The organism is Synechococcus sp. CB0205, assembly GCF_000179255.1.
Taxonomy (GTDB): Bacteria; Cyanobacteriota; Cyanobacteriia; order PCC-6307; family Cyanobiaceae; genus Vulcanococcus.
The window spans coordinates 1-1,453 of sequence record NZ_ADXM01000073.1 but is presented as its reverse complement, the minus strand read 5'-3'; the positions used below and the strand labels follow the sequence as shown (position 1 = coordinate 1,453).

At 60.0% G+C, this 1,453-nt stretch carries 1 protein-coding gene and 1 pseudogene; one reads left to right on the top strand and one right to left on the bottom strand.

Annotated elements, in window-relative coordinates:
- Nucleotides 1-126 precede the first annotated feature (126 nt).
- Nucleotides 127-1,190, top strand: a protein-coding gene (locus CB0205_RS15745) for an IS630 family transposase (protein ID WP_198001948.1) whose coding sequence is annotated in 2 segments (ribosomal slippage) — nucleotides 127-631 and nucleotides 631-1,190 — 1,065 coding nt in all. Because the reading frame shifts where the segments join, the coding sequence is not laid out codon by codon here.
- Between the two features lie 50 nt (nucleotides 1,191-1,240).
- Here the strand turns inward: CB0205_RS15745 and CB0205_RS14975 are convergent.
- A pseudogene (locus tag CB0205_RS14975) lies at nucleotides 1,241-1,453 on the bottom strand (hypothetical protein); the annotation flags it as partial.

Genomic DNA, 1,453 nt, shown 5'->3' with positions numbered 1-1,453 from the left:
CCCGAAGATAATTCCACCCACATATCTTTGACTAATACCAAGGGCGCCAGTTTCTGACTCATTGGGGATTTCTGGGATTTTCTGAGCGCGGGCGATCTGATTCCATGGTTGGCAAAGGAGTTTCCGATGCCTGCCAGAGTTTCCCTTCGTGCCGATTTCACCGCCGACGATTTGCGCAAGCTCGCGGCGAAGAGTTCCGATGCTAACCAGAGTCGGCGGCTTCTGTCGCTTGCAGCGGTGCGCGACGGCATGCGCCGTGGCGATGCCGCGCGGATCGGGGGGATGGATCGGCAGACCCTGCGGGATTGGGTCCACCGCTTCAATGCGGAGGGTCCGGACGGACTGATCGACCGCAAGGCGCCTGGGCCGAAGCGGCGTCTGAGCGCTGAACAACTGGACGAGCTGGAAAAGATCGTGGAAGCTGGCCCCGACTTCGAGAAAGACGGCGTGGTGCGCTGGCGTAGGATCGATCTACAACGCGTCATCAAGGAGCGTTTCGACGTGGACTATCATGTGCGCCATGTCGGCCAGATCCTTCATGATCTGGGGTTTTCGCATGTCAGCACCCGCCCTCAGCACCCCGAACAGGACGCAGATGTCATCGAAACGTTTAAAAAAACTTCGCCGAGACGCTTGAGAAGACGCTGAAAGACATCGCCCCCGGAACCCCTATCGAGATCTGGTTCCAGGATGAAATGCGGCTCGGGCAGAAGAACAGCCGTGTCCGGCAGTGGGCGCGCAAAGGCACCCGCCCGCGTCAGCCCGCCGATCTGCGATACAAGAACGCTTACCTCTTCGGCGCGATCTGCCCGGCCCGCGGCACCGGTGCCGCGATCATGATGCCGACGGCCGATACCGAGGCGATGCAGGCGCACCTGAACGAAATCGCCAAGGCGGTGGCGCCGGGCGCACATGCCGTCATCCTCATGGATCAAGCCCGCTGGCACACGACGAGTACGCTGACCCTACCCAAAAACCTGTCGCCTCTCTTTCTGCCGCCCAAGTCGCCAGAACTGAACCCGGTCGAGAATATTTGGCAGTATCTCCGCCAGACCTGGCTCGCCAACCGCGTCTTCGACAGCTACGACGCAATCCTCGATGCAGGGTGCCAGGCCTGGAACAACCTGATCGCCCTCCCGGACGTCGTCACGTCAATCGGAACGAGAGATTGGGTGAAAGTGGGTCGATGATCGGCGCCCTTGGTATAAGTTGGTATGAAGTGCAGCCTGCAAGCCGGAGCTTACCGGGTCAGCTCGCGCATGCCTTTTTCCAGCCCGTGCAGCGTCATCGGCACCATGCTGTCCTCGAAAATCTCGCGGATCATGCCGATGGAATGGGTATGGTCCCAGTATTTCTCTGGCACCGGGTTGATCCAGAGATTGGATTTCCAGTGTTCGCGCGCGCGTTGCAACCACACCTGTCCAGCCTCCTGGTTCCAATGCTCATTGGCGCC